At 34.9% G+C, this 14,119-nt stretch carries 10 protein-coding genes; all 10 read right to left on the reverse strand.

The annotated features are described in order from the left end of the window. Positions 1-30 precede the first annotated feature (30 nt). The 10 genes from Q4Q34_RS01585 to Q4Q34_RS01630 all read right to left on the reverse strand — a co-directional run bounded on the left by Q4Q34_RS01585 (position 31) and on the right by Q4Q34_RS01630 (position 14,102). A complete protein-coding gene (locus tag Q4Q34_RS01585; protein WP_303317290.1) occupies positions 31-384 on the reverse strand; it encodes a hypothetical protein in 354 nt (117 codons plus the stop codon). Positions 385-440: 56 nt separating this feature from the next. Beyond that, the gene (locus Q4Q34_RS01590; RefSeq protein ID WP_303317289.1) at positions 441-1,472 is read right to left on the reverse strand and encodes a family 16 glycosylhydrolase; all 1,032 of its coding nucleotides are present in this window, start codon (positions 1,470-1,472) and stop codon (positions 441-443) included. A 30-nt stretch (positions 1,473-1,502) separates the two neighbouring features. Beyond that, entirely contained in the window at positions 1,503-2,510 is a 1,008-nt protein-coding gene (locus tag Q4Q34_RS01595; RefSeq protein WP_303317288.1) for a family 16 glycosylhydrolase, read from the reverse strand. Positions 2,511-2,563: 53 nt separating this feature from the next. Continuing rightward, positions 2,564-4,021, reverse strand: coding sequence for an NAD-dependent succinate-semialdehyde dehydrogenase (locus Q4Q34_RS01600; RefSeq protein ID WP_303317287.1), 1,458 nt, complete (start codon positions 4,019-4,021; stop codon positions 2,564-2,566). A 70-nt stretch (positions 4,022-4,091) separates the two neighbouring features. Beyond that, a complete protein-coding gene (locus Q4Q34_RS01605; protein WP_303317286.1) occupies positions 4,092-5,267 on the reverse strand; it encodes a mandelate racemase/muconate lactonizing enzyme family protein in 1,176 nt (391 codons plus the stop codon). A 479-nt stretch (positions 5,268-5,746) separates the two neighbouring features. After that, positions 5,747-7,165: a carbon starvation CstA family protein gene (locus Q4Q34_RS01610; RefSeq protein ID WP_303317285.1), complete on the reverse strand. Its 1,419-nt coding sequence runs from the start codon at positions 7,163-7,165 to the stop codon at positions 5,747-5,749. Between the two features lie 15 nt (positions 7,166-7,180). After that, positions 7,181-8,308, reverse strand: a complete 1,128-nt coding sequence (locus tag Q4Q34_RS01615) for a hypothetical protein (protein WP_303317284.1) — start codon at positions 8,306-8,308, stop codon at positions 7,181-7,183. Between the two features lie 65 nt (positions 8,309-8,373). Then, positions 8,374-10,296, reverse strand: coding sequence for an FAD-dependent oxidoreductase (locus Q4Q34_RS01620; RefSeq protein WP_303317283.1), 1,923 nt, complete (start codon positions 10,294-10,296; stop codon positions 8,374-8,376). 26 nt (positions 10,297-10,322) lie between these two features. Then, entirely contained in the window at positions 10,323-11,963 is a 1,641-nt protein-coding gene (locus Q4Q34_RS01625; protein WP_303317282.1) for a sulfatase, read from the reverse strand. 54 nt (positions 11,964-12,017) lie between these two features. Beyond that, entirely contained in the window at positions 12,018-14,102 is a 2,085-nt protein-coding gene (locus tag Q4Q34_RS01630) for a glycoside hydrolase family 127 protein (protein WP_303317281.1), read from the reverse strand. Positions 14,103-14,119 lie beyond the last annotated feature (17 nt).

The following is a 14,119-nucleotide window of genomic DNA, read 5'->3' on the forward strand; positions in this document are numbered from 1 at the left end:
TACTTAAACTTGTTATTTATCAGGGTTACTTTATAGATTCTTTATCTCTTCTCGCATCTTCTTCAGAAAAGGTGCTATTTCTGCATACGGCTTTCCTACCAACTCAGCAAAATAAGAATTGAAGTTTTTACTAGCTTCACGTGTTTTTTCTTTTCGCTGTTCTTTAGTCAATTCGCCATTTTTCACAGCTTTATTAGAATTCACAAAACTCATTACCATTTCCATTCTTTTCTCTTTTAGCTCCTCTTTTTGGTCCTTTTTAAGACCAAACTCTTTACCTGCTTGCTCAACAAAATAATCGTTTTGTTTTTCATGCCATTTACTTTGTCCATAAGTTGTTGCAGAAAAAGAAACTACTAACAATAATAAAATGATTTTTTTCATAATTTTCAATTTTCAATTATTATACACTAACACCTATATTATTGGTTGGAAGTTTTTTATCGCTTTTGCCAAACCCTAATATATTCTATCTCATAATCTAAAACACCATCATTCTTTAAGTGTTCTGGACTTTTAGCTTCTAACTCCTCTTTACTTTTAGGCACATCATGCCAAGGAAAAGCTTCTTGATCTACCCAAAGGCTAATAGGCCTATCTGCTACATAGCCATTATAATCTTCTGGTAAGGTTATTTTTGTTCTATTTTTCTTAGCCCAAGCTGTAACTTCTTCTGCTGTTACTTCAGAAAATAATTTACCATCCACATAATATTTCATGCCATTTTCGTTCCACTCAATACCAAAGATATGAAAATCATCAGCGACTCTAAAACCTAGGTCTTTTCTTTCTGTGTAAGTTGGTTTTCCTGTAACAGGTTTGTTCCAATCTCTAATAGACCACCATAATTGACTATCTAAATGTTTTTTATTAGGATTACCTGTGCCGCCAAACAATTCAAAAAAATCAACCTCCAATCGTTCTCCCATGGCCCAAAATGCACTGGATATAGGTCCGTCTGCTGCTTTACTTTTTATTTCTATGTAGCCATATTTAAATTCATTTCGTCCTATAAAACAAGCTGTAGTAATGTTTTCATAAGGCATTGCTTCTCCAAAAACAGGCTTTCTAATTTCAGGGCTAAATGGAAAATCGGGTTCCCAGCGTGTTTCAAGAATTAGCTTACCACCTTCTAAGCGGTAATTTTTACCTGAAAATTGAGATGGTGCACGCCCTTTCCAAACCTTTTTATTTGGCTTATCCGGATGTTTATAAAACGGTTTGCCATCTTCAAACTTCCCGACAATATACCATTTTTTTTCATCAATTTCTTTAGCATCAAACTCATCACTTACATGAGGATTCAATTCCCAACCTCCTTTGTTTTCCGGGTCTGTATATGGCAAAAATGTAGCGGTAGCAGATGCAGGTGACTCTTTAGATGTCTTTGCAGAGTTACAGCTTGCGCAAAATATAAGCACATGAGCTACTATTGTTGTAAATAAAACTGTTCTTTTAAATTTTGCTATCATTTTTCTTTTGTAAATCACAATAATGTATAATTATTTTTGCCATACTCTTACATATTCAATCTCATAATCTGCTGGTAAATCTGCTTCTTCTGGTAAGCCTAACCAAGGAAATGTCTCAGAGTCAAACCAAATGTGATAAGGAACATCTGTAACCCATCTATCGGCATCGGAACCATTTCCGGTAAGTTCTGCTTTTGTAATTGTACCATCTGGATGTAATTCTCCATCGATATAAACCTTTATAAATTCTGGAGTCCATTCAAAACCATATACATGAAAATCACTTGCTGTTTCATGATCAGCTTGGATATTTCTAGAATGAACAGGACCATTACCTCCAGGTAGATAATACGCATTATCCGGTGCCCAGCTTATAATATTAAACTTAAGTCTTTTTCGCCATGACGCATTTGTTTTATGACCTCCAAACGTTTCAAACATATCAAGTTCAGATCTTTCACTACTGTTAACTGACTTTGCATTTGTTGTCCAAAAAGAACTCGTTATTTGTGCATCAGCAGATTTTGATTTAATTTCCATGTAACCAAACTTGAAAACACTTTTGCTTATAACTGCGGCTGTGGTAATGTTTTCAAACTTCTCACCAGTATTAGGGTTTGTTTTAGGTGAAAAATTGTAATCTGGCTCCCATCTTGTTTGTATTTTTAATTTACCATCTTCTAATCTTACATTATCTGTAGAAAACTGAGAAGGTGGTCTACCTACAAAATTTGATTGGTACTCCCCATCACGCCCTTGAATTAACCATTTATTTTCATTTAAAGCCCCTGCTTCAAACTCATCACTCATTTGTGTATTCAAAATCCAATTACCTTCATTTAACTGATCAGATAATGGTAAGCCATCATTAATTTTTGGTTCCTCTTCCTTAGGCTCTTCTTCTTTAGGTCCTTCTTCTTTAGGGTCTTCTTCAATGGTGTCGTTATCGCTACTGGAACAAGCATAAAACAATAAAGACACTATACTAAATATTAGCATGACTTTGCTAAACTTCCATGTAATTTTCTCTTTTTTCATCGCTTTCTCTTTTTCATGTTAGTTTTGGGATAATAAGTTTCGTCCTCGACCAATTAATCCAAGGCCGCAGAAACTCGTTTCTTTACTAAGTAATCTTCTAAGGCTAAATGCGAACAATCATGGCCAATACCACTATTTTTGAATCCGCCATGAGGCAGATAAATAGCATACTTAACACCATTTATTTGTATTTCTCCAAACTCTAATTCCTCAGTAAATCTTGCAATTCTTTGATGATTGTTTGTGAAAATATATGATGCAAGTCCAAATTCTGTATCATTTGCCAATTCAAGAACCTCATCATCCGTATCGAAAGGCATAATACCTGCAACCGGTCCAAAAGTTTCCTGTCTAAAAAGCTTCATATCTGTAGTAATTCCAGACACTACTGTAGGCTCCATCCAATAACCATTTTCTGGTAATCCTTCAGGAATCTTTCCTCCATATTCTAATTTACCACCCTTGCTAACGGCATCATCTACCAAATCAAACATACGATCTCTGTCCTTCTTACTAACAACAGGCCCCATAAACACATCTTCATTCTCCTTAATACCAAATCCAATTTTTAATTCTGAAGTTTTCTGAACATAAGCTTCTAAGAATTTTTTATAAATACTTTTATGAACAAAAATCCTGTTTGCAGCTACACAAATTTGACCTGTATTTCCAAACTTTAAGCCAATAGCAAGATCGACAGCTTTATCAAAATCTGCATCTTCAAAAACGATAAACGGTGCATTACCTCCCAATTCCATTCCAAGTTTCTTAATGGACGTTGTACTATCAGCAATAACTTTTTGTCCTGTTGTCGTTGAGCCAATCATAGTTAACACAGCTGGAATTGTACTGGTTGTTAAAGTAGTCGCTACTTCGCTACTTGGACCTGCAAGTATGTTTATAACACCTGCTGGAAATTTAATATCGTTTAAAATTTCTCCAAGCATATAAGTTGATAACGGAGAATATCCTGATGGCTTAATGATTATTGAACATCCAGCTGCTAGCGCTGGTCCCAATTTATATCCAACATTAAGCAATGGAAAATTCCACGCTAAATAAGCAACAACGACTCCCGCTGGTTGCGATATCATCTTATGAGTGTGTGTATTTTCATAATCTGGGATTTGTTCTTCTCTTAAATTTTGCATGGCGCTAGGATACCACTCTAAGGCTTCTGTAAGCCTGTCTATATCTTCTTGGGAACCAGCATAGGTTTTACCCATTTCATGAACCATTGCCGTACGCAACTCATGCTCTTTATCTAAAATTGCTGTACGCAATTTAAGCATCCATTTAGTGCGTTCTGCCAGAGATAACTTGGACCAATACTTAAATCCTTTCTGAGCAGCTTTAAGAGCCAATTCTGCATCTGCTTTCCCTCCTCTTGCTACCTGAGCAATAGATTCCCCAGTAGCAGGACAAATAACATCATCCTTTTGCCCGTCATGTGCATCGATTAATTCACCATCGATGTAAAGTTTTTTATATCCGTAATTTTCTGTTTTCATTTTCAATTCTCTTTCTCGAATGAGGTTAAAGTAATTTCATTAAATTTTCATTTTCACCAAAGAAACATGTCTATTTAACTTTGTAAATTTTCTGAATTTCTTCTGTATTACCTGTTGGAACGGAAGCATATTTATTCAAAACATCTTCATCAATATCAATTCCTAGTCCTGGTCTTTTAGGAACTTCTATCATGCCATCTTTCATTTCGATAGATGGAAAACACAGCTTGTCTCTCAATCCATTTTCGGTTTGGTCATATTCCATTAAAAAATCTGGCTGGTACATTCTTCCAGGAACAGATTCTATATTGGAGATAAAGTGAAGGGCAACATGTAATCCAATAGCTGTTCCCCAAGTGTGAGGAATTAGATCTACACCATTTGCACTTGCCAAAGCGCCAATACGTTTTGCCTCGGTAAGTCCTCCACTGGCACAAATATCTGGTTGAATGATATCTACAGATTTGCTTGCTATTAATTGTTGAAATCCAAATCGTAAATATTCACATTCCCCTCCAGAAATTGGAATGGTTGTTTTTTGCCTCAACTCACTATATTGGTCATAAAATTCTGGCGATAATGGCTCTTCAAACCAAGCGATATCATACTGTTCTATCTTTCTTGCAAGTTCAGTTGCCTCTCTCAAAGTATAGGCGTGGTTAGAATCTACCATTAATTGAATTTCCGGACCGATAATTTCACGCATAAGCTTAACGTTCTTCACGTCCTCTTTTATACCTAAACCTACTTTCATTTTCATCGCCTTAAAACCTTGAGAGATATAAAGTTTTGCTTCTTCCTCAAAAGTTTTAGTTGGGTTTTTATGATCTGTAAAGTAAAGCCCAGTCGCATAAGGACGAACTTTTGAACGATGAGCACCTCCAAGCAAAGTAGATATAGGTAAGTTTAAAAGCTTACCTTTTAAATCCCATACCGCTATGTCAATTGCACTCATTGAAGCCACTAGTATTCCCCTTCTAGCAAAATCAAGTGTTTTACGATACATTGTATTCCAAACAACTTCGTTTTCAAGTACATTTTCTCCTACTACGAAAGGTTCTAAAAGCTTAATCCCTGCCTCTAATACTGATGCTGGGCCATATCCTTCTCCCCAACCATAAGTACCATCTTCAGCAGTTACTTTTACTATGCAGATACACCTTTCGGAATATTCCCATTGTGAGAAGAAAAAACTCTTAGACAATTTGTCCTTTAATACGAATGTCTCAATTGATTTTATTTTCATATTGTCTATTTTATAAGAAGCTAGATATCATTAAACTTTTTAATATAGTTTATGAACCTAACTCTTTAAATTCCATGTATTATCAAATTCTTATTTATGTACTACTCTGAAATTCAAAATAAGCCAATAATAACGCTTTCAAAACAATTAAATTTACCATGTTCTGGTATTATTTTACCCTGTTTAAATCGTATTAATGCAAGAGATTTACAACCTACAATACCAAAAATAAAGAATAAAATCAACATTAAATGGCTTGTTTTTTTTAAGCAAAAACCACAGTAATTTAAATCAATAAGATCACTAATTCAATTGAAATTGTTTTTATGTTTAACTCTATTTATAATAGAAGAGATCATTTAATAATTAATACTATTATTTTTAGAACACACTAGTTTTTTCTAAGCCCAGCCTTCTCCTTTTTTTAGATGTTACAATCTTAAGTTCATGATAATTGAGACCAGAATCAACACAAAATATTACTTTAATGGTCTTGGTTTCCAAAGGTAAAACCAAACCGAAAGCGCAATGGATACAATTATACCTACTGTATAAGATAATTTATAATCTAAACTAAACCCTTCCGGAGCTACTAATATATAAGTGGTAACTACTCCTGACATAAAAGCTGATGGTATTAAAATAAACCAATATGTTTTGCCTTGTTGTTTAACATATACTGCGATTGCCCAAAGGACTACTGTTGCCAGCATTTGGTTAGACCAACCAAAATAACGCCATACAATAGCAAAATCTATTTGAGTTATCGCCAATGCAACAACAAAAATTGGAATTGTAATGACAAAGCGCTTTAATAATTTAGATTGGTTAAAGTCAAAAGCATCTGCAATGATTAATCTAGCACTTCTAAAAGCAGTATCTCCAGAAGTAATTGGTGCAGCAACTACACCAAAAATAGCAAGAATACCTCCTATTTTCCCCAAAGTAGTGTTACATATAATATTTACCACCCAAGCAGCATTATGGCCTTCTTCAGCCATTGTCGCTCCAAGTTCTCTAACACCACCAAAAAACGCCATGGCTATTGCTGCCCAAATTAATGCCACAATACCTTCAGTAATCATAGCTCCAAAAAACACTTTTTTTCCTTGAGCTTCATTGGAAATACAACGTGCCATAAGTGGAGATTGTGTAGAATGAAACCCAGAAATAGCACCACAAGCAATGGTTATAAAAAGTAACGGAAATATAGGGTAGGTTTCTGGATTAGCATGCATATTCTGTAAATTTTGAATTGATAATTCAGGAATTGTATAATCCTGAAAAAGTAACGCAAAAAACAAACCTACAGCCATGATTAGTAATGATATACCAAAAAGAGGATACACCTTACCAATCAGCTTATCAATAGGGATCATAGTTGCCAATAAGTAATACACAAATATGATTAAAATAAGAATTGAAGTGCTCATACCTGTAAGCTCATGTAGAATAGTTGCAGGCCCTTTTACGAAAACCACACCAACCAAAATAAGGAGCACAACAGAAAAGATTCGCATGAAATACTTGATGCTTGTACCCAGATATTCTCCAACAATTTCAGGAATACTATCGCCACCGTGCCTGATAGAAAGCATTCCTGAGAAATAATCATGTACTGCACCAGCAAATATTGACCCGAAGACAATCCATAAAAATGAAACAGGTCCCCATAGAGCTCCTGCAATGGCACCAAAAATGGGACCTAATCCGGCTATATTTAAAAACTGAATTAAGAAAATCTTACTTAAAGGAAGTGGTACAAAATCGACACCATCTTCTTTTGATATAGCTGGAGTTGTTCTTTTAGGGTCTGCTCCAAATTTTCGTTCTATATAGTTACCGTAAATAAAATAGCCTAGAATTAAAATGACTATACAGGTTAAGAAACTTATCATAGTATATTTGCGAGATTAAAGTCTACTTTTATATTTTTCATAAAATGCTTGAAGTTGCTTGCTTTGCTCCAGATTAAGTTCTTGATTTTTTAAAAACCAATATGACCGCCTTGCAATTAAAATATTTGTTTCTAATAAAGGAAATACATTTTCAATAACCACTTTTGAATTTGGATTTTTATTTTCCATTAATCCTAATAAAAGTGAGACCTCTTGATAGGAACTGAGTTTGCTTATTTCTGAACTGAAACCATCTAAATATGAACTTGGAATGTCAAAATTCGTTTTCCTTAAAGATTGTATAGCTGCCAATTTCTGTTCTTTTTCGCCTTCAAAAAATAGTCTTTTTGTAGCGTAAAAATATAGTTCTGGAGACGTTATTTTTAAATAATTAAATACCGTTCTTAGTAAAGTGTTGTCTTTTAAGGCCTTTTTTATGATAGTATCAATAACTGGTTTTGTGTACAGACTCCGATTTTGTAATTCTCTCAAGGCAATATGAAAATAGGCGTTATTTTCGTGTAAAATATAGTCTTGAAGTTGTTGATCTGAAGCTGATAACCCGGTTTGGTTTTTAATTATAGAAATCACATTTCCATTTGCCCAATGCCATAATGTAAAACAAGTTAAAGCCGCTCCTGGTACGGTGTCTTTTTCGTCAAGTTCTAATGCTGTTGCTCCAGAAACGGCATCTACATCTTCGTTACCATGCTCGTCAGGAACGGTTAATATCTCATCAATATAAACGTCTTTAAAAGGAGAATCATCATTTGCTAATATACTTTGAAGTTTTATGTAATCTTTGGATTCAAACAAATCAGCTTCATATTTTTCTAGGGTTTCTCCTTCTGCTAATTCATATTTTTTATATACACCAATGGCATTCCAATAGAGTTTTACAGGTATAATTTTACAAACTTCCTCCAAACAAATTACAGAATACACATTCATGGTATATTCAATAGGTAGTCCTTCTTCATTTTGAATTTCTTCAAGAATTGTTTTTACAGGCTCTTTTTCACCTGGATGTTTGACAGTTACTTCGTGAGATACTATTTTGTATGTGTTTTGTTCCAGTTTTGGACTGTTGAACAACACAATGGGAATTAGTATCCACAATACTATTTTAAGCAAGTTTATCATATTTTAAGTGCAAGGTATAGCCTTAAATTTTATGCCAATTAAATGTTTTTTAGTTCTCCTCAACTCTAAGCATAACAGCGCACTTCAAAAAGCTTAACATCTTTTGCCCCATAAGTTTCAGTCATTTTAATTCTTACAGCAGTTGTTTCTATAGTATCGAAATTAAACTTAATTAGTCGTGTTTTATTATTTTCTATGGTTCCAAGTTTTGTCCATTGTCCATTTACTCGCCCTTCTAAAGTTAGCGCCTTTAGCATTTCTTTTGGTACATGATTTCCATATAAATCGTTATTCCTACTATCCTTACGCATCATAATGTTGCGTTTTACGTTAGTATCACATTTCAATTCTACTTTAGATAAAGAAATTGGAGATTCCCATTCTAATTGAACTTCAGCTGATAACCCGTCAGATTTCCAATGATTTATTTTGCCATCAATATCTCTAGATATACCATTAGTTAAATTTTTAGCATCTCCTGATGATGTTGTAGACCCAAAAATTAAGCTGGCTTTTTTTGCTAAATCATTTGAGTCATTCGCTGGTCGCTTCGGGATGAAAACATCATCTCGTAATAATTGCTCTTGCAGTTCATTGATATATGTTTTACCAACTTCTCTTGGTAGCACATTTCTTTTGTTACAGATCGTTGCAGCAGTTCCAACTGCTTGTCCTTGTAAAGCACAAGTTGCCATAATTCTACTAGAAGATAAGGCAATATGTGTTTGACTCACGTTTCGTCCTGCAAACATTAAGTTAGAAACATTTTTAGAGTATAGACTTCTAAAAGGGAATTGATACACTTCCTTAAAGTGATAATGGAAATAACTAGGTGGCTCCGAAATATTTTCAATACCTCCTGGATTGTGCTCATCTAGAGACCAACCTCCAAAAGCTACGGCATCTTCAAAATGCTTATGTTCGGTCATATCACGTTCAGAGAGAATATAATCGCCTATAAAACGACGAGATTCTCTTCGTCCTGGTAAAGAACCTACCCAATCCAAAGCTAAATTCTCTGCTTCTGGAAAATTTCCAGAGTTTTTAATATAATCCCAAACACCATGTAAATACCCCATTAATTTATGTCTGTTTTTTTCAGCATCAGCAATAATATCGTCGTCACTACCTACTTCTATCCACCAGATTCCTTCGTGGAATCCTGCAAATTTTCTTCTTTTATGACCACCTTCATGTGTGTATTTAATGGCAAAAGACGGTGGACTGTATTTCATTGGTTTTCCCATATCTGTTGAAGACATTAAAAGGGTAGCCCCCATTTGCCATCCATCTGGTTCATCAGGTGCGTAAGTTTCGTTAAACTCGGCTTTTCCTTCACGTCCCGTTCTATATTCTGCACCAGACGTAGCGGCTAATAAACCATCGCCTGAACAATCAATAAATATAGGGGCGTTGATAGTATATAACATTTCAGTAGTGGCTTGCCAACATAAAGCAGATTTTATTTTATCACCATCCATCACAGCTTCTATGGCTTGTGTGTTTAGCATTAACTCTAAGTTAGGTTCTCGTACCACAAAATCATACATCACATGATCAAAAACAGGGAATGATTCCTGTTCGTTTTCAAAACGATTAAGAAGTAACAGTTCTTCAATAATACCTGTTTCGCGCTCAGCTTTTCCTTTAATATTATTTACTCCATTTAAATGAACGCGCATTTCACTAGATGCATTTCCACCTAAAACAGGTCGGTCTTGAACTAATACTGTTTTAGAACCATTACGCGCAGCAGCGACAGCAGCACAAATACCAGCGGCTCCACCACCAATAACAGCAACATCATAACTGACGGTTTGTTTTCTATTTGGGGTTCCGGATTTCCCGGTTCCTAAATGGTACCATTTATCTTCAACCTTATCATAAGCCATATCTTTTGAACCAGCGCATGATGCTGTAACCATTGGAATAACTCCTGCAGCAACAGCCGCTTTGGTCCCTTTTTTAAAAAATTCTCTTCTTTTCATGTATTAATATGAGTTTAGTTGTGACTTTATATTTTTGGGGTATTGCCTTTCCATCCTTTATTAAACTGAACCATAAGTTCTGCAACTAATTTCGGATGTATATCTGCTATATTTTTAGTTTCAAATGGGTCTGTTTTGTGGTCATATAACTCAATGAAAACAGGATCTTTTTCAGGATCGGTTCTGTCTTTCCAAACTATAAAACGATAGTCTTCTGTTCTCATCGCATAGCCCATTAAATTATTTTCAAATAAATTTCTATCCCATTTTTCACCTTGTTGTTCGATTATACGTTCTTCAACTTCTTCAAGGAGCGGTCCAAAATAGGTCTCGCGCATTGCCGGTCTAATAGGAAAAGCACCCCATTCTCTTAAGGCAGGGGACGGAAATTGACTAAACGCTGCAGATTTCCAATCAGCATTAGGGTTTTCGATCAACTTCTTAAAGCTTGTACCTTCAACATGAGCAGGGATTTCCAAACCAGTTAAATCTGCTAAAGTAGGGTACATATCTATTAATTCTACCAAGGCATTGGTAGTTTTACCCTGACTTCCTTCTGGCATATCAGGTGTCCAAATCATCATGGGTACGCGCGTCGCTATTTCATAATTAGTGGCTTTACCCCAAATACCCATATCTCCTAAATGCCATCCATGGTCACTCCAAACTATTATAATTGTATTATCCCTAACTCCTGCTTCTTCGAGTGCAGCAATCATTTTTCCTATTTGTGCATCTACATAACTCACGCATGCTAAATAAGCATGCTTTAAAGTAGTAGCTAGTTCTTCATCAATTTGTCCTTTTTTAGGAATACCACTTCGAACTCGTAATTCAAATGATGGATGCAACCCCATAGTAGCTCCATTTTCTGGACTTTCGGTTTGCGTTGATAGTTTTATTTTTCCCCTGTCGTATAAATCCCAGTATTTTTTAGGAGCTACCCAATTAAGGTGTGGTTTATTAAATCCTAATCCCAGGAAGAAAGGTTTCTCTCCTTTAGCAAGCATTTCTTTCATAGTAGCAATGGCCAATTCAGTATGATAACCATCTCTATAGGTATTGTCAGGTACATCTGCACTTTCATAAGCTTGTCCCATGGCAAGACCATACTTGGCAACCTTTCCATATTTTTTTACCATTGCTTTTTTTGTTTCTGCGCGTTCCTTCATATTCTCCTCTAGCGCAAAACCAACAGGTTTTTTAATACCCTTTGATGTCATACTATCTTTTGCGGGTTCTCTACTCCACGATTTTTCATCATCCAAATCGCCATGATGAAATATTTTCCCTGCATAAACTGTTTCGTAACCATTATTCTTAAAATACTGAGGGAGTGTGACTACATCAGGGTTTACTTCTCTAAATTTTATGTAATTATGAAAAACACCACTGGTTTCTGGTCTAATTCCTGTTAACAAACTTGCTCTTGAGGGACCACAAATTGCTTGTTGACAATACGCATTTTCAAACAATAACCCTTGAGTTGCGAGTTTATCTAAATTAGGGCTAACTGCAACATCAGAACCATAACAACCTAATTCTGGTCTTAAATCATCAATACCCATAAATAGTATGTTGGGTTGCTTTGGCTTTTTCGATTCTTTTGAACAACCTTGAATTGTTAGACAAAAAAACAAAAAGACGGCTAGCTTAAAATAATTCATATGCTTGTTATTTGATTCTTAAATTTGATATCATTACTATTTTTCTAGAATACACTATTCCAATATTAATGGTAACCAAACACTCATTTCTGATTCTCCTCGATTTGACCATGCAAAGTATGGTACAAACTGGGCTTTATGATTTTTCCATTTTAAATTAGAAAGTTCTCTATACATACCTTTTTGATCATTTTCACGAAGCTTTACGTTTCCTGAAATTGCTGTTACACCTCCTAATAGATCAGGTTTGTAAATGGCTGTTAATTCTGATTTTATTGGTAAATATACATCCAGGATATCTGTGTTTTTTGGTAAATCTGGAGACTCTAAACAATAAACAACAGGTCCTCTTTTTATAGTTGCTTGATTTCTTACTTCTTCAATTAAAGGATTTCCTTCTAATAATTTGATGTTCATTGGAAGGCTTAGTGATATTACATCACCTTTTTGCCATTTACGATTAATTACTGCAAAGTTTCCAGGTTTTGCATTTGTGTTAGCCGTTTTTCCATTGATCATTATTTTAGAACTGCCTGCCCAATCAGGAATCCTTAAAAGTATATCGAAAGGGTCTTTTTTACATTCATCCATAGTGATTTTGATATTACCATCCCAAGGGTAATTTGTTTCCTGTTTTAGTTTTATGGTAGACCCATCTATTAATTTTGTTTCTAGTTTATTCCCACCATATAAGTTAACTGCCACACCATTTTCTGATAAACTATATGCCCAAGCTGAAGATTTAGCAATGGTTCTAACTAAATTTGGTGGACAACAAAAACATGGGATATAAGGAACTCTGTCCGGGTAATCTGTAATTCCCATTTTATGGCCAGTCGTTCTTCTTAAAGGATTCGTATAAAAATAAGAATTACCTTCTAAGCTTATACCTGATAAAGCGCTATTATATAGTACAAGTTCCATAATGTCAGCATGTTTAGACTCCCCCTTTACACCTAACATTCTGTAATTAAACATCGCATTACACAAGTTGGCACAAGTTTCATTATAGGCATGTGCATTATGCATTTCATAATCGATAGTAAAAGCTTCATGTACAAAATCGCGATTAGAAGAGCCACCATCGTGTTTCTGTCCACAAGCACCTGTGACGAACATTTTTTTATCTACAATATTTCTCCATATTTTGTCCAAAGCATCAATCAAAGCTTTTTCTCCGGTTTCAGCATATACATCGGCAGCACCTGCATAGTAATAAAGTGCTAAAACGGCATGTCCTACAGCTTCATCAGATTTTCTTAAAGGTGTTCTTTCCTGTGTCATATCTCCAATATGATTGAATCTAACTGTTGGGTCTGGTTTTACTTTAGATTTCCCCCTCATGTTGATAAAAATCTCCGCTAATTCTAAATAGCGCTTGTCTTTGGTCGTTCTGTATAATTCAACTAACCCCATGATTTGCACTTGATTAAAACCAAAACGTGCTAATTCTTTTGGTTGTGGTTGAAATGTAGCATATAGGTTGTCTGCATGCTTAATGGCAATATCTAAAAAGTTAGTCTTTCCTGTAACTCTATAGTAAATACACGCTGCAATGTATAAATGTCCACTGTTATACATCTCATGGTATCTTCTTTCAGAAAAAGGCTCTCCTTTTGTTAGTTGAATTTGAGTCTGTAAGTATCCATTATCTTGTTGTGCTTTCCCAATTATTTCAATAAGACCATCTAGTTCATTAATGATTTTTTCATCTTTATTAATAGCATATATATACGTTGCAGCTTCCATCCATTTGTAAAAATCGCCATCATGCCAGTTCATGCCTTTATGCTTACCTTCTTTTAAACTAGCAGCAACCTTGAAGTTGTTTAAAGCGTGCCCTGTATCTCCCTTAAGAACTTCCCCCATATAAGGCACCATAACTTCTTCTGCTACTTTAAATTTGTCTGCCCAAAATCCATCAGTCCATTGACAATCACCAATATTTAGGCTTTTTAGCTTAACATGTGGACTATTTGCAGTATTAATAGCTCCTTTGCTATTGTCTAAATTGAGGTCTTTACTGGTTCTAGTATTTAGTGCAATATTTTTATCTTCTGTGTTCTTTTTATTTTGTTTACAAGAAACAATCAGGGCCATACTGAATAAGACAATTAATACGTGTTTTATTAGTTTCATTTTTGTTTAGTTTAGTT

The organism is Flavivirga abyssicola, from assembly GCF_030540775.2.
In the GTDB taxonomy this organism is placed as follows: domain Bacteria; phylum Bacteroidota; class Bacteroidia; order Flavobacteriales; family Flavobacteriaceae; genus Flavivirga; species Flavivirga abyssicola.

Coding starts and splice junctions, on each gene's coding strand:
- Q4Q34_RS01630 (WP_303317281.1), bottom strand. CDS start 14,102: ATGAAACTAATAAAACACGTATTAATTGTCTTATTCAGTATGGCCCTG.
- Q4Q34_RS01605 (WP_303317286.1), bottom strand. CDS start 5,267: ATGAAAATAAAATCAATTGAGACATTCGTATTAAAGGACAAATTGTCT.
- Q4Q34_RS01590 (WP_303317289.1), bottom strand. CDS start 1,472: ATGATAGCAAAATTTAAAAGAACAGTTTTATTTACAACAATAGTAGCT.
- Q4Q34_RS01585 (WP_303317290.1), bottom strand. CDS start 384: ATGAAAAAAATCATTTTATTATTGTTAGTAGTTTCTTTTTCTGCAACA.
- Q4Q34_RS01595 (WP_303317288.1), bottom strand. CDS start 2,510: ATGAAAAAAGAGAAAATTACATGGAAGTTTAGCAAAGTCATGCTAATA.
- Q4Q34_RS01615 (WP_303317284.1), bottom strand. CDS start 8,308: ATGATAAACTTGCTTAAAATAGTATTGTGGATACTAATTCCCATTGTG.
- Q4Q34_RS01600 (WP_303317287.1), bottom strand. CDS start 4,021: ATGAAAACAGAAAATTACGGATATAAAAAACTTTACATCGATGGTGAA.
- Q4Q34_RS01610 (WP_303317285.1), bottom strand. CDS start 7,165: ATGATAAGTTTCTTAACCTGTATAGTCATTTTAATTCTAGGCTATTTT.
- Q4Q34_RS01620 (WP_303317283.1), bottom strand. CDS start 10,296: ATGAAAAGAAGAGAATTTTTTAAAAAAGGGACCAAAGCGGCTGTTGCT.
- Q4Q34_RS01625 (WP_303317282.1), bottom strand. CDS start 11,963: ATGAATTATTTTAAGCTAGCCGTCTTTTTGTTTTTTTGTCTAACAATT.